The sequence below is a fragment of the Halobellus sp. GM3 genome, from assembly GCF_052545375.1.
Genome location: NZ_JBQWLT010000005.1, coordinates 133,896 through 158,876 on the forward strand (window position 1 = coordinate 133,896; position 24,981 = coordinate 158,876).

The following is a 24,981-nucleotide window of genomic DNA, read 5'->3' on the forward strand; positions in this document are numbered from 1 at the left end:
CTTGTCTCGATCGCCCCTCGGGCGAGTATGGACGATCGATCAGCGGAGCCCCCGCTGCTTGCGGCCGTCGCGGCGCGGGCGGTCCGCGCCGGCGGCGACTACCTCGCCGACGCGTTCCGCGACGTCTCGATCGAAGCCGAGTACGGCACCGACGACGTGAAATCGGCCGCCGATCGGACCGCAGAGCGGCGCGCGCTGGCCGTGATCGAGGAGGCGTACCCCGAGCACACGATCCACGGCGAGGAGTCCGGGCGCAACGGTGATCACCGCTACGAGTGGGTCGTCGACCCGCTGGACGGCACGAACAACTTCGTCGCCGGCATCCCCTCGTTCGCGACGGCGGCGTGCGTCCTCGACGAGGGCGACCCGCTCGTCGCGGCGGTCTACGAGCCGCTCCCCGACTCGCTGTACCTCGCGCGTCGCGGGGACGGCGCGACGGTCGACGGCGAGACGCTCATCGCCGGGAACGACCGCTCGCTCCCGCAGGCGACGGTGTCGTTCGTCGTGGGGCTCCCCGCCGTCCGCGACGACGACCACAGCGCGACGGCTCGGTCGATGAAGTCGGCGATCGAGTCGCGCTGTAAGCGCGTCATCGACACGTGGTCTCCCTGCGTCGACTGGGGGCTCCTCGCCCGCGGCGGGATAGAGGGGCTCGTCGCCTACCGGCCGGACGTCTACGAGCAGTACGCCGGATCACTGCTCGCAGCCGAGAGCGGCGTCGCGCGTCGGGTCTTCGACCTCGAGGGCGGAGCACCGACGGAAGTCGGCCGCGATGCGACCGGCGTGGGCGGTCTCTACGTGGCGGCGACGGATCGGGCGACGTGCGACCGACTCGCCGACGCCGCGACCGCCGCATTCGGGTGAGAGGAGCGCCGACGCCGACGGCGCCACCGTGGAAAACAGAGACGTATCGACGGCGCCACAGCGGAGAAAACGGTGACGTACCGACGGCGCCGCGACGGGGAACCGGGCGCGTCGGAACCGCCGGGTTTCAAGCGCCGCCGGTTCGTTCCGCCGCTATGGTACTCGACACCGTGATGACCACCCTGCACGTCCTCGTCGGGGCGCTGTGGGTCGGCAGCGTCGTCTTCGTCGCCGCCGTGATCCTCCCCGCCGCGGTCGAGGGAGCGCTCGACGCGGCCCCGCTACAGACGATCGCCGATCGGCTCGTCTATCTCTCGCGGGGCGCGTCGGTCGTGATGTTCGCCACCGGCGGGCACCTCGCCGGCACGCGCTACACCGTCGAGACGCTCACCGGGACCGGTCGCGGACACCTCGTACTGGCGATGCTCGCGCTGTGGCTCGTGCTCACCGCGCTCGTCGAGATCGGCCGGGGCCGTATGACCGACGGCCTCCGAGAGAAACGCGTCCGAACGCCCGCCGGGGCCGCGCTGACGACTTTCCGGGCGGCCGCCGTCGTGGGCATCCTGCTCCTCGTCGACGCGGGCATACTCGCGTCAGGGATCGCTCTGTACTGAGACCGATGAACAGGCTCCACCCCCGCATTCGACTGCTCTGGCTGGTCCGGGCCGTGCTGACGGCGGCGATTCTCGCCGGCGTCGCATTCGGCGTCCAGCAGTTCGTCGATCCCCCGTGGCTTCCCGGCTGGGCGTCAGTCGGGGTCTTCGTCGCCGTCGCGGCGCTCGGCGTCACGTTCGCCCTGCTCCGCTATCGAGTGTGGCGGTACGAGATCCGCGGGGACTCGCTGTATCTCGAACGCGGCGTGCTCACGCGGGTCCGGACGGTCGTTCCCTTCGTCCGCATCCAACACGTCGACACCGCGCGGTCGCCGACCGAGCGCCTCGTCGGCCTCGCGAGCACGGTGGTCTACACCGCCGGCTCGCGCGGTGCCGACGTGTCCATCCCGGGACTGGCGCCCGGCGACGCCGACGACCTCCGCGAGCGGCTGAAGCGGCTCGCGATCCGCTCGGAGGGCGAGGACGCCGTCTGAGATGCCCCGAACGCTCTCGCCGCTTTCGGTCCCCTACCGCGTGTTCCAGCGGGGCAGCGGCATCGCCGTCGCGCTGGCGTTCGTCCTCTTCGGCGGCAGCAGCGGCCTCACGGCGATCGGCCCGGCGGGACCGCTCGCCCTCCTCGCGGTCGCGGGGGTGGCGGCGCTCGCGCTGGTCGGCTACGAGGTGGCCTACGTCAGGCGGTTCAGCTACGAACTCGCGGGGGACACCCTCGACATCGACTCCGGCGTCTTCTCGCGACGGAGCCGCGAGATCCCGCTCCGCCGGATACAGAACGTGGACATCTCGCGGAACCTCCTCCAGCGGCTGCTCGGGATCGCGCTCGTCTCCTTCGAGACCGCCGGCGGCGGCGAAACGGAGGCACAGCTCCGCTTCGTCAGCTTCGAGGAGGCAAAGCGGCTCCAGAGCGAACTGGGCCGTCTGAAACGTCGCGAATCCGAGAGTCCCGCTGCGGGGCGCGACGCGACCGAGGAATCCATCGACGGCGAGGCGGGCGGGGGACGGGCGGGCGGGGGCGTCACCCTCCCGGAACGGACCGAACTGTTCTCTCTGGGCCGGCGCGAGCTCGCGGTCCTCGGGGCGCTCTCGGTCGACCTCCGGGTGCCGGGGATCCTCTTCGTCGTCGTGTCGACGATCGGCTCGACAGTCGTGTCGGGATACCTCTCGACGGTTCCCCGCGCCACGCTCGTCCTCGTCGGCGGCGCCGTCCTCGTCGCCGTGGCGCTCGTCTCGTGGCTCGTCGGGGCCGCGGCCGCCATCGTCGAGTACTACGACTTCCGGCTGGTCCGCGCCGGGGACGAACTCCAGTACGAGCGTGGGCTGCTCCAGCGGTACGACGGCTCAATCCCGTTCGAGAAGATCCAGACGCTGACGATCGCCGAGAACCCGCTGAAGCGGTACTTCGGCTACGCGACGCTGTACATCGAGACCGCCGGGTACGCGCCGGGGAGCTCCGGCGGCGGTCGCGGCTCCGAGGCGGCGGTTCCCATCGCCGAGCGCGAGCACGTGCTGGAACTCGTCGAGGCGCTCGAGCCGGTCGGCGACGTCGAGTTCGATCGACCGCCGAAACGGGCGCGGGAGCGCTATCTCGTCCGCTACCTGCTCGTCGTGGGCGCGTTCACCGCCGCCCTCTACGGCGCCGTCTCGCTGCTCTCGCTTTCGGTTCCGTGGTGGCCGCCGCTCTTTTTGGTACCGTTCGCGGTCGCCTACGCGCACGCGACGTGGCTGCACCGGGGCCACTGGCTGGGCGAGCACCACGCGGTCACGCGGAACGGCGTCCTCCGTCGGGAGACGAAGATCGTGCCCTACTACCGGATCCAGACGGTCATCGACTCCCGGAGCGTCTTCCAGCGGCGCCGCGACCTCGCGACCGTCACGATCGACACCGCCGGGTCGCTCTCGCTCGGCGGGAGGGATGCTGCGGCCGTCGACGTCGACGGCGCCCGCGCCGACGAACTTCGCGAGGAGCTCGAAGCGCGCCTCGACCGCGCCGTCGACGCCTACCGGGCCGGCCGCGCGGGCGTCGGAATCGGGGGCGATCCGGACGACAGCCCCGGCCGCGACGCCGACGCCGAGGCCCCGAGTCCGGATCAAGACGCGGGAGACGAGGGGCCTGCCTCGGAGCCCGACAGCGACTGAGAACCAAGCCCCGGAGAGGCGAAGGCCCGCCGAGAACGGCGGAATTCGCGCCGGACGCTCGAGTGAGACTCTCCGAGGGCAAACGATAGCCCACCCAATCGTCGTCGGTTGGAACCCCTCAATCGTCGGCTGGGACGGCCGACTTCGGGCGGGCGGGCTCGGGGGCGCTGGCGGCCGGTTCCGCGGCGTCGTCGAGTCCCGTCCACGCGAGCTCCTCGTCGTACCGGAACGCGGCGTGGTCCCGGGTGGGATCGACGACGGTCAGCGAGAGCCAGTCGTTGTCGAGCAGTTCCGCAAGCTGCTCGTGCTCCTCGAGGACCTCGGTGACGCGCTCGACCGGCGCGTGAATCACCGTCGAGAGCCGGAGCGGCTGGTGGTACGGCTCGTCGTCCGCGGCCATCACCGACTGGAGCGGGAGGCCGCACATCAGATCGCCGCCGTTGCCCTGGTAGACGCCGACGTTTCCGACGGGGTTGTGCGTCACCTTCGACCCGCTCCCGTAGGCGGCGGTGTCGACGGTGGCGAAGTAGTACTGGCAGTTGATCCACTGCGTGACGACCATCGGCCCGGTCAGGATCGCCTCCAGGGCGTCGCCGCCGTCGTCGGTCCGCCAGTCGTAGGAGTGGAGGAACGAGCGCCCGCCGAGGTCCAAGTCGTCGGTGAGCTCCCGCGGCCCGACGACGAACCCGGCGTTGCCGGCGAGGCCCCACTCCGGACGGGTCTCCGCCCAGTCGGCGGCCCGGCGCTTCGTCTCACGGTCGGCCCGCGAGGGATCGACACCCATCGACTCGACGCGTTCGGCGGCGGCGCCGGCCGTGGCGTCCGCGAGGTCGGCGCGCAGTTGTTCGACCTCGTCGGCGTGGCTCTCGGGCACGTCCGCGTCGAACAGCGTCACTTCGTCGGTCGTGGTGTTGTGCTCGCCGGCGACGAAAACTGTGTCATCGGGGACGTCGATGCCGCGCTCGGCCAGCGCCGCCCGCACCGCCTCGTCGTTGCAGATCGCCGCCAGCACGCGCGCGTTCGGCCCGCCGGGGTTGCCGGCGCAGGCCCCGCAGTCGAGGCTCGACCCGAAGGGGTTGTTCGCCGTCTCGCTGGCGTGGCCCGCGAACACGACGACCCGCGCGAACTCCTCCCAGCCCATCAGCTCGAAGGCGGCCGCGGCGTACTCGACGCGCTCTTCGAACGTGAGCCCCGACGGGAGGCCGCCATCGCTCCCCGGCTCGCGTTCGAGCGCCGGCGCGCAGAACTCGTGAACGCCCGGGACCCGCGCCTCGACCGCGTCGAGAGCGTCGTGAACGCGGTCCGGAACCAGCGTCCGGGCCGCGAGCGCGATTCCGTAGCCGCCGCCCGCGGTCTCGACGAGGCTGAACGCGGTCGCGGCGTTTGACTTCAGCGTCTCGAGGACGGTCTCGCCGGCCTCCAGCGCGTTCGTCCATCGCTCGCGCGTCGCGCGCCGGTGGTCGTGGTCGGCGGTCGGCCGCTCCTCGATGCGGTGGGCGGCGTCGACGATCGGTGGACACGCGTCGGTCTCGACCCCGGAGTCGTACGCCTCGTACTGCATCGGGATGCCGAAGAACCCGGCGTACCCGTGGGTTTCGTACTGCCCGACCGACTCGACGTGTCGGCGGATGACCTCCGAGCGCGTGTCGATACAGAAGACGAACTGGGCGTCGGGACGGCCCTCGTCGCTCCCGTCGGCGTCGTCGAGGGAGGCGCTCTCCGCCGCGACCGCGCCGACGAGTTCCTCGCGGTACGTCGCCTCCCAAGCGCTCAGCCACGCCTCCGCGAGCGGGGCACTGCCGACCCCTGTTCCCCCGTCCCCGTCCGCGTCGTTCTCGACGCCCACACGACCGGTCGCCGATCCGCCGCCACCGTCCGCGCCCTCGGGAGCGATCGGCGCGCCGAAGACGTCGGCGAGCGTCATCCGGACCGCCAAATAGCCCGGAAGCGTGATCGGCTGCGCCGACTGCCAAGCGCCCTCCTCCCCGATGCGCTGTCTGATCAGGCCGGTCCAGCCGGGAAGCGCCGCGAGGTGGTGCTCGACGATGGCCACCCACCGATCGCGCGGGTAGTTCTCGAACCGCTCGGCGAGCGCGTCGATCGGATCCGCGGGCAGGCCGGCGATCGCCGACCGGTCGGGGATCTCGCGGTCGTGCCGCGCCGCCGCGCGGAACGCGTCGTAGAACCCCTGTGAACGCCCCGGCAGCGACCACGCCGCGGCGCCCTGGTCTAAGAACGCCGACAGCCACTTCGCGAGGACGGCGTCGACGCGGTCTTCCGGCGTCTCCGCGGCGCCGGGGGACGCGGTCGCGGACGCGGCGTGCCCGGACTCGGCGGACGCCATCCGGTCGAGGAGCGTCTCGGGGTCGGCGTCGTAGCCGCGCCGCGAGAGCTCCGCGCGGAGGAGTTCGGGGTCGATCTGTCCCCGCTCCCAGGCGCGGCCGAACACCGACGCGCTCGGGTACCCGTCGGCGCCGTACAGCCGCTCGCCGCGCTCGACCGCCTCGTGGAAGGGACGGTCCTCGAAGCCGGCCAGCGGGTTAGCCGTCACGAACGAGTGGAGCGGCCAGACGCGGCCGACGGCACGCTCTGCCTGCTCGATGCTGTCGCGAATCGCGGTCTCGTCGTGCGTCTCGCTATCAGTACTCATTGTATTCCTCCGTGGACGTCAGGACGGTCGCAGCGGGCGGCTGTGCGGCGTTCAGAAGCGCCACGTAAAGCCGCCGACTGTGCCTGTAGGCGCCCGTCTCGACGGCGACGTAGGTGACGAGAAACGCCGCGGTAACGAGGCCGTGGGCGAGGGTCAGCTCCGCAGGTGCGGCGACGACCGGCAGGTCGTGCAGGACCCGCTCGACGGTGCGATAGACGGCTCCGTAGACGGCGATCGCGGGGAGGAACACGAGTGGGATCGCCCCCAACCGCGCCGACATCGGAAGGGCGGTCCGAGCGAGGGCCGTCCGGGCGGCGTGCAGCGTCGTCACCACGACGATCAGCGTCAACAGGAGTCCGCTGTCCAGCCCCGCGCCCTTCCCGGTGAGCGCCACGAAGACCGCGCCGCCGGCGAGCGCCGAGACCAGTGAGACGGCGAGACCGACCGGGCCGAGGGAATCGCCCTCGCGCCCCGCGTCGGGACCGACGTGTTCGACTCGGCTCCCCGACGCGAGGAACTTGTAGGCCTTGTAGAAGCCGTGTAGGATCAAGTGTGCGATCGCGGCGCCGAAGAACCCCAGGCCGGCCTGCATAATCATGAATCCCATCTGGCCGACCGTCGAGCAGCCGAGCCGACGCTTGACGTCGGGCTGGACCGACTTGAGGAGCTTTCCGCCGAGCGCGCTCGCCGCGCCGACGACGACGATGGCGAGCATCACCGCCGGTTCGGCCGTGACAACCGGCGCGAAGCGGAGCAGGAGGATCCCACCGGCGTTGACGAACCCGGCGTGCATCAGCGCCGAGGCCGGCGTCGGCGCCGTCATCGAGGAGAGGAGCCATCCGTGGAACGGCAGCAGTGCCGACTGGATCATCGCCGCCAAGACGAGCGCTCCCGCGACGGCGAACACCGTCGTCGTCGGGAGCGACCCGGGCGCCGCGACGGCCCCGGAGACGGTCGTCGCGCCGGTCTCCCACCAGAGGACGGTCAGCGCGGCGCCGACGAGGGCGCTGCTCCCGAGGAAGTACCGGCGGGCGAGTCGCGCGGCCGACTGCGCTTGGGGCCACCCGGGCACGTGACCGATCAGATCGGCCATCACGAGCCCCATCACGAGCCAAGCGGCGACGAAGGCGACCGCGTGATCGGCGGCGGCCAGCGTCATCACCGCCAGCGTGAAAGCGAGCGTCCGGCCGAAGAACCGGACCATCCCGCGAGTCCCCGCCAGATACCGCAGGGAGTAGCTGTCGACGATCCCAGCGAAGAAGGTCACGACAACCCAGAGCAACAGCGTGAGCCCGTCGACGGCGAACGGGCCGAACGCCGCCCCGGTCGGTTCCCACCACCCGAGGAGTCGCGCGCCGAGCGCCCCGAGACACGCGAGAAACAGCGCCCAGGTGAGTCGCGTGACCAGCACCGGGGCGATCGGCCCCGCCTCCGAGCCGTCGTTCGGTAGCGCTCCGACAACTGTCGTCTGGTTCTGGTCTGTCATTCTCTGGTTCGTGCCGATCGGTTCCCGCCCGGGGTCACCGTTACCCCCGCACGGGATCCGATCTTCTTACCCTCACTGAGAACAGAACAGGTATTAAATCCACCTATTGCGAACGATCTGTTCTACAGAACCCGAATTATAGAACATTATGTTCTAACGTCTCGGCCGAGATCGAACGCCGGAGGCTCCGCTCGTTCTCGGGGGTGACTCTCTGAATCGTGATGGACATCGCACGTTCGAGGTGACCGGGGTGCGCCCCCGAATCGGTCGGATAGCGATCCGATGTGCGATCTGGAAAAACGCTCCAATAGGCCGGTCGACGGCTACTCCGACGCGAACTCTCCGAAGGGCTTCGTCTCGTGGCTCCGGACGAGCACCTCGTCGGCGACGGTCAGTCCCATGTCCAACAGCTCCTGGGCCACGGGCGTGATGTCGCTGTCGGTCTTCCCGACGACGGTGACGAGCAGGTTCTGTTCGCCCGTGACGAGCTCTTGGACGGAGACCACCCCGTCGATGTTCAGGATGTCGGGGATCAGCTCGCCGCGTTGGGGAATCGACGCGGTACAGAACAGCAGCATCCGGAGCGGATAGCCCGAGGCTTGATAGTCTACCTCGGCGCTGTAGCCCTTGACGATGCCGTCCGACTCGAGGCGCTGGATCCGCTTTCTGACGGTGCTATCGGACGTCTCGGTCCGCTCGGCGATGTCGCCCGACGACATGTTCCGGGCGTCCTCTTGGAGCGCGTGGAGGATCGCTCTGTCGACGTCATCGATGTCGGTGTCGGCCATAGTCGATGCACACGCGTTGCTGACTAAGTCACTTCGGCTGCGCGCGAACGGAGTCGAGCCGACCGCGTCAATCGCCCCGCGCCTCCTCGATCCGCCGCGTGAACTCCCGGGCGGTCGCGGTGATCGCCTCGAAGTCGCCCGCGTCGATCGCCGCCGCGTCCAGCAGCGCGCTCCCCGCGCCGACCACCGCCGCCCCCGCCTCGATGTACTCGCCCGCGTTGTCGGCGTCGATGCCGCCGGTCGGCATCAGCGGGATCTGCGGGAGCGGGCCGGCGATACTCGACAGGTGCGAGGGGCCCACGGAGGACGCGGGGAACACCTTCACGAGGTCCGCGCCCGCCTCGTAGGCGTCGAGCGCCTCCGTGGGCGTGAACGTCCCCGGCGCGGCGAGGACGCCGTAGCGGTTGCACGCCTCGACGACGCCGCGGTCGAACGCCGGGGAGACGACGAACTCCGCGCCGCTCGCGATGGCCGCGCGGGCCGTCGCGGGGTCGAGCACGGTCCCCGCGCCGACGATGGCCTCCGCCTCGGAGAACGATCCCGAGACCGACTCGATCAGGGCCATCGCGTCCGGGGTGTCGGCGGTGATCTCGAAGGCGGTGACGCCCCCGTCGGCGAGCGCGCTCGCGACGTCGAGTACCGTGTCGGCGTCGGCGCCGCGCATCACCGCGACGACGCCGCTCTCTGTCAGTCGATGCATATCCTCGCCCGCGTCGTGCGTGACCATCTCCTCTCAACGTGGGGGGCGCGAGCGAATAAATGCGGCCCCGACTGAGGGCTGGTCTCGTCTCAGTCCGTCCGCGGCACCGCGAGCGCGCCGGCGACAAAGAGAGCCGCGGCGAGGACGGCCACCACGAGCAGGTTCGGGAGCGCGGCCGTCGTCGCGTCGACGTACGTCACGGCGCGGACCCCGCGAGCGACGTACGTCAACGGCGATAGGCCGAGCGCGGGGCGGAACCACGCGGGAAGCAGATCGGGGGTGACGAACGTCTCCGAGAGGAACAAAAGCGGGAGCGCGATGGCGTTCGAGGCCGCGATGACCCCGTCCTGGGAGTCGGCGACGCGACCGATGATCGCGCCGAGCCCGCAGAAGAGCACGACGCCGAGGGCGACGAACGGGACGACGAGGAGCGTCTCGGGCGTCAGCGGAATCGTCGCCCCCGTGACGAGCGCCGAGAGCGCGAGCAGAAGCAGCGCCGCCGCCCCGATCACGACGACGTTCACGAGCGACTGCGCGAGCAACCACTCCGCGCGCGTGAGCGGCGTCGTCGCCAGCTTCTCGAAGCGGCTTCCCTCGCGGTAGCGCGCGACCGTGCTCCCGATCCGCGACAGCGGCGTGAACAGCACGACGACGGCGAGGTAGCCCGCGATGTAGTACCCCTTCGGCTCGGCGAAGAGGCCGCCGCCGGTCGGCTGGGTCTGCACCAGCGCCCCGAAGATCACGACGATGATCGCGGGGAAAAAGAAGGTGAAAAACACCGCGGTCCGCCGACGGAGGAACGCGTGCCACGACGCGATGAACTCAGATCGGATCCGTGCGAGACGGGTCATCGGTCGCCACCTCCACCGGCAGCAGCGCCCGTCGCACCCGTCGCGTCCCCGGTCGGCTCGAACGATTCGCCGGTGAGTTCGAGGTAGACGTCTTCGAGATCGGGCTGCTTCCACGTCAGCGACTCGAAGGCGATCTGCCGGGATTCGAGCGCGGAGACGACATCGCCGATGTCGCGGGGACCGACACCCTCGACGACGAGCCGTCCGTTGCGCGCGCTGACGTCGAAGTCGAGACCGCTTCCACCGTGGGCGTCGCGGTCGGCCCCCTCGAACGGCGTCGCAGCCGGATCGGCGTCGGTCTCCACGAGGAGCCGACTGCGACCGCCGTGCGCCTCGACGAGTTCCCGCGTCGACCCGACGGCGACGAGTCGCCCCGCGTTGAGGAATCCGACGCGGTCTGAGAGCCGTTCGACCTCTGCCATCGAGTGGCTCGTGAGAAAGACCGTCGTCCCGCCCGATGCGAGGTCTTCGAGGAGGTCCCAGAGCGATCGGCGGCCGGCCGGGTCGATCCCGGTCGTCGGCTCGTCGAGAAAGAGCACCTCCGGATCGTTCACGAGCGCGATGGCGACGCAGACGCGGCGCTGCTGTCCGCCGGAGAGCTCCTCGTACCACTGGTCGGCCGCCGTCCCCTCGATGCCGACGTCGGCGAGGACCGTCTCGGGGTCGCGAGCCGCGTCGTAGAACCCGGCGTACTGCGAGAGGAGTTCCTTGGGCGTGAGGCGGGCGGCGGGCGAAAACGACTGCGGGAGCAGGCCGATCTTCGCCTTGTCGATCCGGTCCGGCTCGCTGCCGAGGACGGATACCGCGCCATCGACCGCCGTGGTTCCCGTCAGCGCGCGGACGAGCGTGGTCTTGCCGGCCCCGTTGGGACCAACGAGGCCGAACACGTCGCCGCGGTCGATCTCCAGCGACACGCCGTCGAGGGCCGTCACGTCGCCGTAGGACTTCCGGACGCCCTCGGCGACGAGTGCGGCAGTCATATCTCCGGTTCGGAGCCGTCGGGAGGTAAGCGGTTCGGATCGCACCGCGCGGCCGAAACGGACGCGTCGGACGCGGGCGAATTTCCTTGTGTGTCGGGCCCGTGTTCGACGTATGGACGCACCGAACAGCGCGGACCAGCCCTCAGACATCCCACGACGCCGAGTCCTCCGAACGGGTGTCGCCGTCGGTCTCGCATCGATCGCCGGCTGTAGCGCGTCGAGTGGCTCGGGCGAGACCGACGGCGGAGACGGGCAATCGACGGTCGATAGCTCGGCCGGAGACGGCGACGCGAGCGGCGCGTCTCAGTCGACGCGCGTGCCGACGCCGACGGAGACGAACGGCCCCCGCCCCGACCTCGACGGCGCGCGCGTCGCGCTCGAACCGGTCGCGTCGGGCCTTTCGGCGCCGCTCGACTTCGTCGCGCCCGCGGGGACCGACCGCCGGTTCGTCGTCGACCGGGACGGGCGGATCTGGGAGCTCGGTGACGACGGTCGACGGGAGACGCCGTTTCTCGACCTCTCCGATCGAATCGTCCTCGGCGGCGAGCGCGGCCTGCTGGGTGCCGCCGCGCACCCGAACTTCGCGGAGAACGGTCGGCTGTTCGTTCGCTATAGCTCTCCCCCCCGCCAGGGGACGCCCGATTCGTTCAGTCACACGGCCGTGTTGGCGGAGTTCACCGCCGATCCGGGCGCGGACGTCGTCGACGTCGGCACCGAACGGTCGCTCTTGGACGTGCCGCAGCCGCAGTCGAATCACAACGCCGGCGCGCTCGCGTTCGGCCCCGACGGGTACCTCTATGTCGCTCTCGGCGACGGCGGCGGCTCGAACGACGTCGGGACGGGCCACGTCGACGACTGGTACGACGGCGTCGAGGGCGGGAACGGACAGGACGTCACCGAGAACCTCCTCGGTAGCATCCTCCGAATCGACGTCGACGGGGGCGACGGCGGCGAAGACGGCGGCGGTTCGAGCGGGGACAGCGATGCCAGTGGCGACGAAATCCACTACGCGGTTCCCGACGCGAACCCGCTCGTCGGCCGAGAGGGGCTCGACGAGCAGTACGCGTGGGGCTTTCGAAACCCTTGGCGGCTCTCGTTTCACGGCGAGGACCTCTACGTCGCCGACGTCGGACAGGGCGCGTGGGAGGAACTGAACCTGGTCGAGCGCGGCGGCAACTACGGCTGGAACGTCCGGGAGGGCGCCCACTGCTTCCGGAGCGACGCCTGCCCGGATACCTCGCTCGACGGCGAGCCGTTCGTCGATCCCGTCGCGGCGTACGCCCACGACGGCGACCTCTCGGGTGTCTCGATCATCGGCGGGTTCGTCGCGGAGAGCGACACCGTCCCCGGCCTTCACGGCGCGTACGTCTTCGCGGACTACGTCGCGCGCGGTCAGTTGCTCGCGGTCGACACGGGCGCGGAGCCGCCGTGGGAGATCGCCACCGTGCCGGTGGTCGGCGACGCCGACCTCGGGCAGTTCGTGCTCGGGTTCGGCCGCGACCAGACGGGCGACCTCTTGGTGCTCGCGACCGACGCGAGCGGGGGCGAGGGCGACACGGGGCGGGTACATCGGATCGTCGCACCCTGAGAACCGTCGTCGCGCCTATCGGCGGCGGAGACGCGCTCAGTTCGTGTCATCGACCCACGAGCGACGTCGCGGGCTACCGCCTTGCATCTCCGTGAGACGTGTCGCCGCGCCAGTCGTTGTCCTCAGGCCGGTCACTTGTCGCCGCGCCGGTCGCTGTCCTCAGGCCGGTCACTGTCGTCGTCTGCGTCCGCTCCGTCTTTCTCTGCGCGTCCGCTCTCCCCGCAGTGGTCGCCGTCGCCGTCGCCGCCGACAGCACGCTCGCCCCGTCGGCCGACCTCGTCCTTTATCGACGCCAGTTCGGACTCGACGTCGACTTCGGGCTCGTCCGGATCGCTCCCGTCTCCGCCCTCGCGCCGCTGGTCGCCTCCGGATTCGTCTCCGCCGCGTTCGTCGTCGACGTCGATGTCGACTCCCCCCGTCACGCGGGCCGTCGCCGACGAATCCGCGTCGCCGCCCCCGGAACGGCGCTCGTCGCGACGGTAGCCGTACCGGTCGGCTTCGCCCTCTCGACGCGCCTCCGCGAGCCGCTCTGCCACCTCTTCGGAGAGCCGCCGCGCGTCGTCGAGCAGTTCTCGGGACGTCCGGTCCTCCGGGATATCTGACTCCGAGAGCGCCGTCTGTAGCTCCGAGAGAGCGCGTTCGACGCCCGAGGCGGCCTCCCGCCCGACGCCGGCGACACCGTCGCCGAGGCGAGCCGCGGTGGAGACGGAGCGGCCTGTCGGTCCGCCCGCGCGGCGGTCCGCGCCGGAGCCGAACGCGGAGCGCTCCGGACTCGCGAGCCGGAGCACGCCGCGGAGGAGTTCAAGCGACTGGATCGTGGCTTCGAGCATCGCGATGAGCGTCGGCAGCGTGTACTCCTCGGTGAAGCGAAACAGCTCCGAGATCGACGGCGGGCGCGGCCGGCCCCCAGCGCGCCCGGGTCGGCGAGGAGGACCGCCACGACTGTCGGGGGGCGACGCGGCGGTTCCGGCCGTTCCCGGACCGTCGGTCTCGCCCGAGCCGTCTGCTCCGCCGTCGCGTAACTCCTCGCGGAGCGCCGACAGCGTCGTTTCGAGGTCATCGAGGAGCGCGTGAAAGTCGTCATCGGCGTTCGCGGGGGACATACCGCAGAGAAGGAGACGCACCGGGAAAAGCGTGCGCCCGCGACGTCGGCGCCGACCCGGAGGTTCATATCCCATCCCGGGACCAGACCGCGCGTGACGTAGTCAACGCCCCGCGTCGAGCAGCGGTTGTTCGGCACGTCGACGCGGGAGCGCGGGCGTGAACTGTCGTGCCGGCTGTTCGCCATATACACGTGGGGTCCCACGTCTGTCGGGGGGCTGCCGCCCCACCGATCGATTCAGATCGCCGGCGGTCTCGGCTATCGGAACCGGCCGCGTTCGTACGGCGTCGGCCACTCGACGTCGACGCCGAGTTCGTGAGCGGCCTCCAACGTGAAGTAGGGGTTTCGGAGGTGTTCCCGGGCGAGGAGGACGAGGTCCGCACGCCCGTTGCGGATCAGCTGATCGGCCTGTTCGGGCTCGGTGATCTTCCCGACGGCGCCGACTGCCGCGTCGGCCGCGGCCCGCACCCGCTCGGCGTACGGGACCTGATAGCCCGGACCCGCCTCGGGCACCTGCTGGTCCGGGTGGATCCCGCCCGAGCTGACGTCGATGAGGTCCGCGCCGGCCGATTCGAGGAGCGGCGCGAGCCGCGCGGACTGTTCGAGGTCCCACGACTCGCGGTCCGGGAGCCAGTCGGTCGCCGAGACCCGAACGAACACCGGCTTCTCGTCGGGCCACACCTCCCGGACCGCCTCGGTCACCTCGCAGGCGAACCGCGCGCGGTCTTCGAAGGAGCCGCCGTACTCGTCGTCGCGGTCGTTCGTCACCGGCGAGAGGAACTGATGGATGAGATAGCCGTGCGCGGCGTGAACCTCCGCGATCTCGAACCCGACGTCGAGAGCCCGCTCTGCGGCGAGCCGGAACTGCGCAATGATCCGGTCGATGTCTCGCGCCGTCATCTCGTGAGTCGGGACCGGTTCTCCGGTCGGGTGTGGATAGGGAGTCCCGCTCGGCGCGATTGTCTCCCAGCCGCCCCCCTCGACCGGAATCGGTCCGCCGCCGTCCCACGGGGGCCTTGTGCTTCCTTTCCGTCCGGCGTGTGAGAGCTGAATTCCGGGGACGCTCCCCCGTTCGCGGACGAACGAGATCGTGTCGCGGAGGGCGTCGGCGTGATCGTCGGACCAGATGCCGAGGTCACGCGGCGATATCCGACCCGTCGGCGAGATCGCCGTCGCCTCGGTCAGCACCACGCCCGCCCCGCCGACGGCGCGGCTTCCGAGGTGAACGTGGTGCCAGTCGGTCGCGAAGCCGCCCGGTGCCGAATACTGGCACATCGGTGCCACCGCCACCCGGTTCCGGATCGTCGTCTCCCTCAGCGTGAGCGGCGTGAACAGCGAGTCCGTCATCGTGAGACGGTCGGTCCGGACAACTATATACTATTGGCTGGAGGTCGAAGATGATGGCTAAGACGGATCCGAACGCGTCCTGCGGTCGACGCCGGCTGCTGCGCGTGGCTGCGACCGGGATCGCGGGGCTGACCCTCGCCTCCGCGGCCGATTCGGTCACCGCCCGAGAGGAGTCGTCTGTGACGTTCGAGGACCAGACCACGGACGGTCGGGAGATCGTCATCAGGGAAGTCGACGCCGCTGTCGACGTGATGTACACGGTCGCGACGGATGGGCACGAACAGACATTCGCCCGGGGAGAGCTATCGGCGGGCGAGCGGGAGAACGTGACGGTCTCTCTGGATACGCCGCTCACAGAGGGCCGGCTGCTGGAGTTGTCGCTGTACCCGAGCGGCGGCGGCAGCGTGTTGGTGACGGACAGCGCCACCGTGACCCCGACCGGGAACGTCGAGTACCGCGATGGGATCCCGGTGACGCGCGTGGACGCCGATCCCGACGCGGGATTCGAGTACCCGTACTACCTGTATGCGCCGTCGAGAGCCGAGTCCGACCGCGACCCGCCGATTCTCGTCGAACCCAACAACACGGGGACGTCGACGGACGAGTTTGGAGAGCACGAGAGCGCCGTCGAGCGTCGAATGGACGGCGGACTGACTCGTCGACTCGCGGACCGAATCGGCGTCCCGCTGCTGATGCCCGTCTTCCCGCGGCCGCGGTCAGATCCGGTCGACTGGCGGCACTACACGCACCAGCTCGATCGGGAGACCATACAAATAGACGGCGGGCCGCTGGAGCGCATCGATCGGCAGTTGCTGCGGATGGTCGAAGACGCGACTCGGCGGCTCGCGGACGCGTCCTACCCCGTCAGAGAGCGGATCGCGCTCAACGGGTTCTCCGCGTCCGGCAACTTCGTCGACCGCTTCGCGGTTCTGCACCCGGACCGCGTCCTGTCGGTCACGGCCGGCGGTCTCAACGGGATGACGCTGCTGCCGCTCTCGGAGGCCGAGGGACGCACCCTGAACTACCACGTCGGGATCGCCGACGTCGAGGAGTTCACGGGCAAGCCGGTCGACCTCGACGCGCTCGGCGAGGTCAATCAGCTGCTCTATATGGGGAGCGAAGACGACAACGACACGATCCCGTACGAGGACGCGTGGACGGACGACGAGCTTCGACAGACGGCCCTCGAGGTCTACGGGGACGATATGATCGAAGAGCGGTTCCCCTTCTGTCAGTCCGCCTACGAGGAGGCCGGCGTGTCGGCGCAGTTCCGCGTGTACGACGGCGCGGGGCACACGCCACGACCGGCGGTCGACGATATCGTCGAGTTCCACCGGCGCAGCATCGAGGGCGAGGACGTCGGGGCGTTCGGCCAGCAACTCGGTCTGAACGCGCAGATCGAGCGGTCGACGACGACTCCGGCGGTCGGCGAGACGGTCGAGTTCGACGGCTCCGCGTCCCAACTCGACCGCGGCGAGATCGTCGCCTACACGTGGGAGTTCGGCGACGGCGAGACGGCCTCCGGGGCGGTAGTCACGCACGCGTTCGACGCCGCCGGGAGTCACACGGTCACGCTGACAACAGTCGACGACAGCGGCCGGACTGACGAGGCCGCCGTGGAGGTCGAAGTCGGGGACGACACAGCTGTCAGCGACGACGCGGATACCGGCGGTGACGCCGCGAGCGGAAGCGGTGCCGAGTCCGGCGGCGCTGACGCCGGGACCGAAACGGATGGCGGCTCTGACGCGGTAGCGTCGACAGACAGCACGTCCGATGGGACACAGTCGAACGCGGACGGGGCGGAGCCGATCGGGATCTCAGCACCGGGCTTCGGAGTGGGGCCCGCGCTCGCCGGGATCGCCGGCGCGAGTTACGCGCTGCGGCGGCGATTGAACGACGGCGAATCGCGCTGAACCGGTCGCCGAGCGTCGGCGGTCCGAGCGGGAGCGCGCGGACAGCTTCAAGAGCGACCGGCGGCCACGTCTTGGTATGTTCGATCCTGACGACCTCGCCGAGATCCGGGAGGCAAAGCGCGAGTGGGAGGCGGAGACGCTCGCGTCCACGCTGGACCGCTTCGGAGAGCGGTCGGAGACGTTCACCACCGACACCGGCGGACAGGAAGTCGACCGGCTCTACACCCCCGGCGACACCGCCGACCTCGACTACGGGGCCGACTTGGGCTTTCCGGGCGAGGAGCCCTACACGCGCGGCGTCTACCCGACGATGCACCGCGGGCGGTTCTGGACGATGCGCCAGTACGCGGGGATGGGAACCGCCCGGGAGACGAACGAGCGCTTCCGCTATCTGATCGATCAGGGCTCGTCGGGGCTGTCGATGGCGTTCGACCTCCCGACGCAGAAGGGCTACGACTCAGACGCCGCGATGGCCGCCGGCGAGGTCGGGAAGGCGGGCGTCGCCATCGACAGCCTCCGGGATATGGAAGTCGTCTTCGACGGGATCCCGCTCGATTCGGTGTCGACGTCGATGACGATCAACGCGCCCGCGGCGGTGCTGTTCGCGATGTACGTCGCGATCGGCGACCGGCAGGGCGTGCCGAGAGCTGACCTCCGCGGGACGATCCAAAACGACATCCTGAAGGAGTACATCGCGCGCAACCTCTACATCTATCCGCCGGAGCCGTCGATGCGGCTCATCACGGACATCTTCGAGTTCTGCGCGGCGGAGACGCCGAAGTTCAACACGATCTCGATCTCGGGGTATCACATCCGAGAGGCCGGATCGACCGCGGCCCAGGAGATCGCCTTCACGCTCGGCGACGGCATCGAGTACGTCGAGGGGGCACTCGACGCCGGACTCGACGTCGACACGTTCGCCCCGCAGCTCTCGTTTTTCTTCAACGCCCACAACAACGTCTTCGAGGAGGTCGCGAAGTTCCGCGCCGCCCGGCGGATGTGGGGGAAGCTTCTCGAGGAGCGGTTCGGCGCGGAGAATCCGAAGTCCAAACAACTGAAGTTCCACGCGCAGACCGGCGGCTCGACGCTCACCGCCCAGCAGGTCGAGAACAACGTCGTCCGCGTCGCCTACCAGGCCCTCGCGGCAGTTCTCGGCGGAGCGCAGAGCCTTCACACGAACGGCAAGGACGAGGCGCTGTCGCTGCCGACGGAGGAGTCAGTCAGAACCGCGCTGCGAACCCAGCAGATCCTCGCCCACGAGTCCGGCGTGGCCGACACGATCGATCCGCTGGGGGGGAGCTACTACGTCGAGTCGCTCACCGACGACATCGAAGCCGAGGCGTTCGAGATCCTCGAAGAGATCGACAGCCGAGGCGGGATGCTCGAAGCGATCAAATCCGGCTGGGTGCAGCGGCAGATCCAGGACGTCGCCTTCGAGCGTCAGCGCGAGATCGAGTCGGGCGAGCGGGTCGTCGTCGGCGTCAACGAGTACCAAGTCGACGAGGACCCGCACGTCGACGTCGAGGAAGTCGACGAGGAGGACGAGAGCCGGCAGCGAGAGCGGCTGCAGGCGGTGAAAGACGAGCGCGACGACGAGGCGGTCGAGGAGACGCTCGAAGCGCTCCGAACGGCCGCAGCGGGCGATGCAAACCTCGTTCCGCCGATCATCGACGCGGTGAAGGCCTACGCCACCGTCGGAGAGATCTCCGACGTGCTCCGCGAGGCGTTCGGCGAATACCGACCCGATCGGTAGCCGACCCGTCCGCGAGAGCGACAGACGATCCGTAAGATGGGCAGTGTGTCTGCGAGGTCGGCAGAGCGTCCGTGGGATCGGCGAATCACACCCGGCGAGCGACAGACCCGACCGTTTATCTCGACATCGCACGACGTTTCCGGTATGTCGATGGCTTTCGACCACCTCGGCGTGGCGACGAACGACGGGGCGGGACTCGCAGCGACGTTCGAGGCGCTCTTCGACGCGCCGCTCGTCCACGAGGAGACGCGCGGGGGAATGACGATGCGGTTTCTCGAACTCGGTGCGGGGTACTTCGAGCTGATAGAGCCGAACGGGGACGGCGATATCGCCCGGTTTCTCGACCGCAACGGGCCCGGCATCCACCACGTGGCGCTCCGCGCCGACGACATCGGGGCGGCGCTACAGCGGGCCCGTGAAGTCGGTGTCGACCTCGTCGACGAGGAGCCGCGACCGGGCGCGTGGGGCCACGAGATCGCCTTTCTCCACCCCGCATCGACGGGCGGAGTGCTCGTCGAGTTCGTCTCTCACGAGTAGGATGTACGACTGGCTCACACACCGCGTCGAGATCGAACCGGACGGAGAGGCGCTCGTCCACGCGGCGACCGGCGACGACTACACGTTCTCGCATCTGGACACGCTCGTCGACGACATCGCCGGGCGGCTCACATCCCTCGGCGTCGGTGCCGACGATCACCTCGGGGTCGTCCTCGAGCCGCGCCTCGAATACGTCTGTCTCGTGCACGCCGCGATGCGCCTCGGCGCGACGCTCGTCCCGATGGGCGACGGACAGACGCCCCGCGAGCTCGCGGGGCAGCTCTCGACGGCGGACGTGACGACCGTCGTCTGCGGCCGGACGACCGAGGAATCCGTCGTCGAGGCCGTCTCGCGAGCTCGCGGGGCGGCGACCGAAACGGGGGTGGCCGGTGGTGAAACTGATGAGGGAACGATCGAAACCGAGGACAGCGGAACGGGCGACAGCGAGAGCGAGTCTGACGGCACGATACCGGTGATCACCGTCGACGAGCCCCGAACGGACGACGCGGCGTCGGTCGACGGCGCGACCATCGCGACCGTCGATCCGGCGGAGTGGTCGCTCGGAGACACCCAACTCATCCTCTTTACGTCCGGAACCACGGGCGACCCGAAGGCCGTTCAGTTGACGACCGGGAACCTACTGGCCAGCGCCGTCTCGTCGGTGTTCCGATTGGGGCTCGACCCGTCGGACCGCTGGCTGGTGACGCTGTCGCTCCATCACATGGGCGGGATCGCGCCGATCCTCCGGATGCCGCTGTACGGGATGTCGGTCGTCTTCCGGGAGTCGTTCGACGCCGGCGGGGCGGCCGACGACATCGACCGATACGACGTCACCGCGGTGTCGCTCGTGCCGACGATGCTCCGCCGGATGCTCGACCGCCGCGGGACGCTCTCGGAGTCGCTTCGGGTCGTCCTCCTCGGCGGCGCGCCCGCCTCCGCGGGGCTCATCGGACGCTGTCGCGACTTCTCGATACCGGTCCATCCGACCTACGGGATGACGGAGACCGCCTCGCAGATCGCCACCGCGCGCCCCGAGGAGGCCTTCGAGGACCCCGAGAGCGTCGGTCGACCGCTGTTTATGACCGACGTGACCATCGTCGACGAGGAGGGGCGGCCGCTCCCGCGCGGCGAGGCGGGCGAGGTCGTCGTCGACGGGCCGACCGTGACGCCGGGGTACTACGGCGACGAGGGCGCGACGGCGGACGCGTTCGGCGAGTTCGGTCTCCACACCGGCGACGTCGGCGTCGTCTCCGAGTCGGGGACGCTCGCGGTGTTGAACCGCGTCGACGACCGCATCATCACCGGCGGCGAGAACGTCGACCCCGGCGAGGTCGTCGACGTGCTCGTCTCCCATCCAGACGTTCGGGAGGCGGCCGTCGTCGGCGTGCCCGACGCGGAGTGGGGCGAACGCGTCTCTGCGCTCGTCGTCCCCGAGCGACCGACCACGCCCGGTGATCCGGGAGAACAGCAGTCGGGCGAACCGGCGATCGACCGGGCGGCGCTGCTCGATTTCGCCCGCGAGCGACTCGCGGGGTTCAAACTCCCCCAGACGGTCGCGTTCGCGGACTCGCTCCCCAGAACCGTCTCCGGAACGGTCGATAGATCCGTCGTCCGCGAGCGGTTCGCCGGCGGTCAGGGGCAAGAGGCGGCCGACGACCCAGAGCGCGAGTCAGCCGACGGACAGGGCCAAGAGCGCGAGCCAGCCGCTGGTGATGACAGTGCGGCCGCGAGTGATATGAGTGCGGCCGGCGGCGACGGCAATGAGGCAGTCGGCGAGGGTACAAACGATGAGGATCGGGAGGCTGACAGCGATGGTGGCGACGGCTCTACGGCCGGCGAGGACGTGGGCGACGCCGATTCCCCGGGATCCGACGACACGTAGCAACTAAAAACACGTTGTAGGTTTTTCAAAGTTCCGAGAATTATTTGCGCGTGGGTCGCGAGCGAGTCGTATGGACCTTCTCGACGAGTCGATCGTCCCGGAGCACGCCCACGCTGTTAAGCGCGAGGCCAGAGCGTTCGCCGACGAGCACATCCGCCCGAACGCCGAGGACTACTTCGCGTCCGGCGAGTACCCCTGGGAAATCCTCGAAGCGGGGATGGACGCGGGGCTCGTCGCACAGGACATAAGCGAGGAGTACGGCGGCCGCGGCCTCGACCTCGAAGAGGTCCTCGCGGTCAACGAGGAGTTCTACGCGGCTGACGCGGGGATCGCGCTGACGCTGATGCTCGCCTCCTTCGGCTGTGAGATCATCGAACAGTACGGGACCGAGGAACAGAGAGACGAGTACCTCCGGCCCGTCGCCGCGAACGAGCAGATATCCGGACTCGCCGTCTCGGAACCGCAGACGGGCTCGGACATGGCCGGGATGACGACGACAGCCGAGCGGACCGACGACGGCTGGGTCCTGAACGGCGAGAAGTACTGGGTCGGCAACGCCGTCGAGGCCGACTGGCTGACGGTGTACGCGAAGACTGGCGACGGCGACGACCGGTACTCGAACTACTCGATGTTCATCGTCGAAACCGACGCGCCGGGCTATGAGGCCGAGCACATCCCCGAGAAGATCGGGATGCGCGCCTCGAAGCAGGGCCACATCGTCTTCGACGACTGCGAGATCCCCGAGGAGAACCTCGTCGGGACCGAGGGCGGCGGCTTCTACGTCCTCGCGGATTTCTTCAATCACGGCCGCGTCGTCGTCGGCGGCCACGGGATCGGCCTCGCCGCCCGCGCGATCGAAGAGACGTGGGCGTTCGTCCACGACCGGGAGGCGTTCGGACGGAACCTCGCGGAGTTCCAGTCGACACAGCACATCCTCGCGGACATGCGAATGGAGTTCGAGGCCGCGCGGGCGCTCAACTGGCGCGCCGCCAGAAAGGTCAAGACGAGCGAGGACGCCGGCTTCTGGGCCGCCGCGACGAAGACGAAGTCGACGGAGACGGCGGTCGACTGCGCCGAGCGCGGGATGCAACTGCACGGCGGCCGCTCGGTACTCGAGGAGTACCCGATCTCGCGCGTCTACCGGGACGCTCGGATTCCCGTCATCTACGAGGGTGCCAACGAGATCCAGCGCAATCTGATCTACCGACAGGGCGGCATCTAAGCGCGAACATCCGGAGTCTCGGCGGACCGGCGTACCGCCGGGCGGCGTCAGCACGCGAGGTCCGCGGTTCGCTTTCGATCGGTCGACCCTACGCACGTAGGGCCGGTGCTCAACTCGATAGTGGCCCTCTGTTCGGACACCGAGCGACGATGTCAAAAAGCCAATCTGCTGCCACTGAACTCACCGAGTACTGTGAGAACTGCGAGACGCACAGCCCGCACGCGGTTTCGATCGAACTCAGAACCGAGAGCACGAAGCAGACGAACCGGGCGTTCTCCCGAGAGCCCTACCGGGTGACGCAGTGTCGCGTCTGCGGCGACGAGCGAACCCAGCGGATGAACAACGCCTGACGGCCGCCCGCGGTTGGCTTCGATCTCGCTGTGAGGCGAGGCCGAGCGGACGGACGCCGATTCGGCCCGCCCTCAGTCGTTCCCGACGGCGTCTTCGGCCCCGCGGTCGGTTTCGCTTCCGACTGTCTCCACCGTCACGGCGTGTTCCGTCTCCGCGAAGAACGACTCGATGAGCTTGCGCTCGCCGGCTCGCAAGTGTTCGTGGAACGTTGGCGCGGCGATGCCGAGTGAATCCGCGACCTCCTCGGCGGTGCTCCCCCGCGGCCACTCGAAGTACCCCGAGACGAGCGCCGTCTCCATCACGGTCCGCTGTCTGTCGGTCAGCTTCTCCGCGAGCTGCCGTCGGAACGACGACGTCGACTGCACGGCGTCGTCGATCTCGCGTTTGGCCCGGATCGAGAGATCGGGATACGACGACTGAACCGCCTCCGTGAGCGCTCTGAGGTCAGACCCGGAGGGCACTCTCACGACGAGCGTCCCCTCGCCGCCGCTGGCGGTGAACGTCTCGACCGTCGCCCCGAGTTCGGCGAGCGTCACGAGCACCGACGCGTCCCGCAACCGCAGCTCGAACAGCGACTCGCCGTCACGCTCGGACACGACTCGCGCGTCTGCCAGCGCGTCCAGCGGCGCGATCGTCGAAAGCAACTCGGCGGCGTCGACCTCGTTGACGGCGAGGTAACAGGAGACGACCCCGTCGCCGGCGGGCGAAAACCCCTCGAGGCGAACCGTCGTCTCGAACTCCAGCGACAAGTCGACCACGAGATCCCGCGTGTCGGCGTGGTCGAACCGGAGTTCGACCGCGGAGTCGCCGTAGAGCAACCGCTTGGACTCCGCCCCGTTGATTCCGTTGCCGACCGTCCGACCGATCTCGCCGAACACCGATCGCTCCTCCCGGGAGAGCGACCCTCGAACGGCCACGACGAGCGCGCCGTAGGTGGTGTCACCGTACGTGATCGGCGCGGCGACGACGCGGGGAACCGCGTCGCCGCCGGCGTCCCCGTTGCTCTCCGCTGCGGCCTCTCGCGGTCCGGCGACGCACACCGACCCCGTCTCGACGGCGTCGCGGGCGGCGTTCGCCGCGGCGTGAGAGACCGGTTCGGACGGCTCTCCGTCGACCCGCCACTCGACGGCATCGAGCGTCCCGTCGTACCGCGCGATCCACGCGCCCTCGTACGGCGACGCCGCGAACGCCTCACAGACCGTCGTCTCGATGTCCTCCCGGGTCGAGGCGTCCACGATCGCGCTGTCGACGTCCCGGAGCAAGGCGTTGATTCGCCGGACCCGCGTCAGTTGCCGTTCGCGCTCGCGGATCTCCGATTCCCGCTTGGCCCGCAGGTCCTGCAGCCGTTCGGTCAGCGCTCTGAGCGCGTCGGGATCGCCGAGGTCGCCCACGTCGCGGGAGTCGAGCGCCGCCTCGGTCGACTCGAGCGCGAAGTACTCGCGGACCTGCTCGTCGAACTCCGAGCGCACGAGCAGCTCTTCGACGGTGCCCCTGACGCTCTCTTCGTCGACCGGCTTGACGAGGTACTCGTCGAACGGCATCTCGACGATGTCGGTGTCGGGGTCGACGGCCGTCATCATCGCCACGCGGCAGTCGTAGCCGCGGGCGTGGATCGCCTCGAGGACTTCATCGCCCGAGAGGTCTGGCATCCGCCGGTCCAAGAGGACCACGTCGACGTCGTCACTCATTCGATCGAGCGCCGCCTCGCCGCCGTAGGCGACGCGGACGTCGAAGTCGTCACGGAGCCAGTACTCGCAGGTGTCTGCGAGGTCCCTGTCGTCGTCGACGACGAGGACGACCGGTGACATTTGCTATCGGAACGGAGCGAGCGGATCGACAAATAGTTGCCCCTCGGTCGGCCGGGATCGTCACATCCCATGTTCACACCCTAATAGCGTAGGGTCCCGTGTTAGGCCAGTACATCCCATACGTCGAGGTGAGTATGTCCGACCGACCTACCGCCGAGGTGACGCCGAATGCCTGAGTGCCAGAACTGCGGTTCGTTCGTCTCGCGCGATTACGTCCGCGTGTTCGCCCCCGAGGGAGTAGAGGACGCTCGCGTCTGTCCGCAGTGCGAAGACGCGATCCGCGAGGGAGCGACCGTCAGAGACGCCCGCGCGCGCCGCGTCTCGTCGCTATAGCGGTCGGCGGTTCGTCCGAACCGCCCCCAGCGGTCGCCCGAATCGCCAAGCTACAAGGTGGTGCCGCCGCACGTGGCCG

Annotated in this window: 21 protein-coding genes; 12 read left to right on the plus strand and 9 right to left on the minus strand. The window is 69.6% G+C overall.

Translation table 11 applies throughout. The annotated features are described in order from the left end of the window. Positions 1-27 precede the first annotated feature (27 nt). The 4 genes from ACT3HL_RS09700 (at position 28) to ACT3HL_RS09715 (ending at position 3,611) form a co-directional block, all read left to right on the plus strand. Positions 28-864 carry an inositol monophosphatase family protein gene (locus ACT3HL_RS09700; RefSeq protein WP_445086631.1) on the plus strand — a complete coding sequence of 279 codons (837 nt, stop codon included), beginning with the start codon at positions 28-30 and terminating at the stop codon, positions 862-864. Positions 865-1,019: 155 nt separating this feature from the next. After that, positions 1,020-1,478: a CopD family protein gene (locus ACT3HL_RS09705; protein ID WP_445086632.1), complete on the plus strand. Its 459-nt coding sequence runs from the start codon at positions 1,020-1,022 to the stop codon at positions 1,476-1,478. 5 nt (positions 1,479-1,483) lie between these two features. Further along, positions 1,484-1,951, plus strand: coding sequence for a PH domain-containing protein (locus tag ACT3HL_RS09710; RefSeq protein ID WP_445086633.1), 468 nt, complete (start codon positions 1,484-1,486; stop codon positions 1,949-1,951). A 1-nt stretch (position 1,952) separates the two neighbouring features. After that, positions 1,953-3,611, plus strand: coding sequence for a PH domain-containing protein (locus ACT3HL_RS09715; protein WP_445086634.1), 1,659 nt, complete (start codon positions 1,953-1,955; stop codon positions 3,609-3,611). A gap of 118 nt (positions 3,612-3,729) precedes the next feature. Here the strand turns inward: ACT3HL_RS09715 and ACT3HL_RS09720 are convergent, their stop codons facing one another. The 6 genes from ACT3HL_RS09720 to ACT3HL_RS09745 form a co-directional block, all read right to left on the minus strand. Beyond that, entirely contained in the window at positions 3,730-6,261 is a 2,532-nt protein-coding gene (locus ACT3HL_RS09720; RefSeq protein WP_445086635.1) for a putative inorganic carbon transporter subunit DabA, read from the minus strand. Further along, entirely contained in the window at positions 6,251-7,747 is a 1,497-nt protein-coding gene (locus ACT3HL_RS09725) for a proton-conducting transporter transmembrane domain-containing protein (RefSeq protein ID WP_445086636.1), read from the minus strand. The genes ACT3HL_RS09720 and ACT3HL_RS09725 overlap by 11 nt, the downstream gene beginning before the upstream one ends. Positions 7,748-8,070: 323 nt before the next feature. Continuing rightward, the gene (locus tag ACT3HL_RS09730) at positions 8,071-8,535 is read right to left on the minus strand and encodes a winged helix-turn-helix transcriptional regulator (protein WP_445086637.1); all 465 of its coding nucleotides are present in this window, start codon (positions 8,533-8,535) and stop codon (positions 8,071-8,073) included. Between the two features lie 67 nt (positions 8,536-8,602). Continuing rightward, the gene (locus ACT3HL_RS09735) at positions 8,603-9,262 is read right to left on the minus strand and encodes a bifunctional 4-hydroxy-2-oxoglutarate aldolase/2-dehydro-3-deoxy-phosphogluconate aldolase (RefSeq protein WP_445086638.1); all 660 of its coding nucleotides are present in this window, start codon (positions 9,260-9,262) and stop codon (positions 8,603-8,605) included. A 62-nt stretch (positions 9,263-9,324) separates the two neighbouring features. After that, entirely contained in the window at positions 9,325-10,086 is a 762-nt protein-coding gene (locus ACT3HL_RS09740; protein ID WP_445086639.1) for an ABC transporter permease, read from the minus strand. Beyond that, a complete protein-coding gene (locus ACT3HL_RS09745; protein WP_445086640.1) occupies positions 10,083-11,066 on the minus strand; it encodes an ATP-binding cassette domain-containing protein in 984 nt (327 codons plus the stop codon). Before ACT3HL_RS09745 ends, ACT3HL_RS09740 begins: the two co-directional genes overlap by 4 nt. 112 nt (positions 11,067-11,178) lie before the next feature. On the opposite strand from ACT3HL_RS09745, the gene ACT3HL_RS09750 reads away from it, so the two are divergent. Further along, a complete protein-coding gene (locus ACT3HL_RS09750; RefSeq protein ID WP_445086641.1) occupies positions 11,179-12,654 on the plus strand; it encodes a PQQ-dependent sugar dehydrogenase in 1,476 nt (491 codons plus the stop codon). Positions 12,655-12,785: 131 nt separating this feature from the next. Here the strand turns inward: ACT3HL_RS09750 and ACT3HL_RS09755 are convergent, their stop codons facing one another. Continuing rightward, positions 12,786-13,757, minus strand: a complete 972-nt coding sequence (locus ACT3HL_RS09755; RefSeq protein WP_445086642.1) for a DUF7547 family protein — start codon at positions 13,755-13,757, stop codon at positions 12,786-12,788. A 257-nt stretch (positions 13,758-14,014) separates the two neighbouring features. Beyond that, positions 14,015-15,103 (minus strand): oxidoreductase, encoded by a 1,089-nt coding sequence (locus ACT3HL_RS09760; protein ID WP_445086643.1) that lies wholly within the window; start codon positions 15,101-15,103, stop codon positions 14,015-14,017. 53 nt (positions 15,104-15,156) lie between these two features. Here ACT3HL_RS09760 and ACT3HL_RS09765 point away from each other — a divergent pair, with 53 nt between their 5' ends. The 6 genes from ACT3HL_RS09765 to ACT3HL_RS09790 all read left to right on the plus strand — a co-directional run bounded on the left by ACT3HL_RS09765 (position 15,157) and on the right by ACT3HL_RS09790 (position 22,760). Then, positions 15,157-17,016 carry a PKD domain-containing protein gene (locus ACT3HL_RS09765; protein WP_445086644.1) on the plus strand — a complete coding sequence of 620 codons (1,860 nt, stop codon included), beginning with the start codon at positions 15,157-15,159 and terminating at the stop codon, positions 17,014-17,016. 76 nt (positions 17,017-17,092) lie between these two features. Continuing rightward, positions 17,093-18,769 carry a methylmalonyl-CoA mutase family protein gene (locus ACT3HL_RS09770; protein ID WP_445086645.1) on the plus strand — a complete coding sequence of 559 codons (1,677 nt, stop codon included), beginning with the start codon at positions 17,093-17,095 and terminating at the stop codon, positions 18,767-18,769. Between the two features lie 150 nt (positions 18,770-18,919). Beyond that, a complete protein-coding gene (gene mce, locus ACT3HL_RS09775) occupies positions 18,920-19,306 on the plus strand; it encodes a methylmalonyl-CoA epimerase (RefSeq protein WP_445086771.1) in 387 nt (128 codons plus the stop codon). Position 19,307: 1 nt separating this feature from the next. Further along, complete coding sequence (locus ACT3HL_RS09780) at positions 19,308-21,188, plus strand: AMP-binding protein (protein WP_445086646.1); 1,881 nt, start codon at positions 19,308-19,310, stop codon at positions 21,186-21,188. A 70-nt stretch (positions 21,189-21,258) separates the two neighbouring features. Continuing rightward, positions 21,259-22,410, plus strand: a complete 1,152-nt coding sequence (locus tag ACT3HL_RS09785) for an acyl-CoA dehydrogenase family protein (RefSeq protein ID WP_445086647.1) — start codon at positions 21,259-21,261, stop codon at positions 22,408-22,410. A 149-nt stretch (positions 22,411-22,559) separates the two neighbouring features. Continuing rightward, a complete protein-coding gene (locus ACT3HL_RS09790) occupies positions 22,560-22,760 on the plus strand; it encodes a DUF7835 family putative zinc beta-ribbon protein (RefSeq protein WP_445086648.1) in 201 nt (66 codons plus the stop codon). 72 nt (positions 22,761-22,832) lie between these two features. Here ACT3HL_RS09790 and ACT3HL_RS09795 read toward each other — a convergent pair whose 3' ends face one another. Further along, positions 22,833-24,569, minus strand: a complete 1,737-nt coding sequence (locus tag ACT3HL_RS09795; RefSeq protein WP_445086649.1) for a bacterio-opsin activator domain-containing protein — start codon at positions 24,567-24,569, stop codon at positions 22,833-22,835. Between the two features lie 168 nt (positions 24,570-24,737). Between ACT3HL_RS09795 and ACT3HL_RS09800 the strand changes: the two genes are divergently transcribed. Beyond that, positions 24,738-24,902, plus strand: a complete 165-nt coding sequence (locus tag ACT3HL_RS09800) for a DUF7563 family protein (protein ID WP_445086650.1) — start codon at positions 24,738-24,740, stop codon at positions 24,900-24,902. The last annotated feature ends 79 nt before the right edge of the window (positions 24,903-24,981 follow it).